At 46.0% G+C, this 1,138-nt stretch carries 1 protein-coding gene; it reads left to right on the top strand.

Features of this window, described 5'->3' with window-relative positions; translation table 11 throughout:
* Positions 1-143: 143 nt before the first annotated feature.
* Positions 144-1,138 (top strand): transposase (locus DYD21_RS20935; protein ID WP_147303672.1); only part of this gene is annotated, 995 nt, incomplete at its 3' end.

Raw genomic sequence — 1,138 nt, 5'->3', positions numbered from 1 at the left:
ATAGTAACCCCACGTTTTAGTGCGTGTTGCACAACTCAGATTGGTGAGTTTGTAGTGATAAGTATCTTGTTACTACGTGTCATTCAACTCAAATAATAACAGTAGGATATGTTTTTAATTGAGAGGTTTTCTTATCTTTCCGCATGCAAGGAATAAAACAACGTACCTCGAAACTTTTCTATCAATTTAGCCTCGAAGAACACATCTCCTCCGATCATCCGTTACGTCGAATCGACCAAGAGCTTGATCTTCGGTTTCTCTATAAACAGACACGTCCATACTATGGTTTGGAGGGACAAAAAAGCATTGATCCAGTGGTATTTTTTAAGATCTGCTTGGTTGGCTACTTCAATAATATTGTTAGCGATCGCGCACTGATTCGATTTTGCAACGATAGCTTGTCAGCACGATGGTTCATTGGATATGACATTGATCAGCCTCTGCCAGTTCACAGCACCTTATCACGGACGCGTGCGTTGTTTGGTGAAGATGTATATGAGAATGTTTTTACCACCATTCTTGCGTTGTGTGTGGACGCAGGCCTGGTGGACGGAACCCGCCAAGTGGTCGATAGCGCTTTGGTTAAGGCTAATGCCCATATTGACTCGATGCAGCGCAAGCAAATTCTTGAAGATGCCAGTGAGTATTGCCGGCAGGTAAATCAGGAAAATATCGATGATGAGCCGCAGGCTAGGCCCCCATCACCTCCATCTCCGCCAGCATTAGAATCTGTGGCGCTTCCACCGGATAACAAGGATACTAAAGGTAAAACCCGACTTAAAAATGACACCCATCAATGCAGCAGCGATCCGGACGCCCGCATGGCGATAAAACCGAATAAACCAAAAGATATGTACTACCACGGGCAGGTCTGCGTGGATAGTCAGCATGGTGTGGTAACAGCCGCAATGGGCGATTACGGAAGCCGAAAAGATCCGCAAAGTTTTCCCGAGTTGCTTGCAAAAGCCCGTGAAAACCTGGCTAACTTTGACCGGCAAATCAAAGAATTACTTGCCGACGGCGGTTATTCGGCCGGCGAGAATATTTCTTTGTGTGAGCAGGCAGGTATTACCGCCTACATACCCAATCCGTCAAACTATACCCCGGTTCGTCCCGGTTTTACCTACAATGAGCAGGA

It is taken from the genome of Rhodohalobacter sp. SW132, assembly GCF_003390325.1.
In the GTDB taxonomy this organism is placed as follows: Bacteria; Bacteroidota; Rhodothermia; order Balneolales; family Balneolaceae; genus SW132.
The sequence above is the reverse complement of the archived record's forward strand: the minus strand, read 5'-3'. Positions and strand labels throughout refer to the sequence as shown.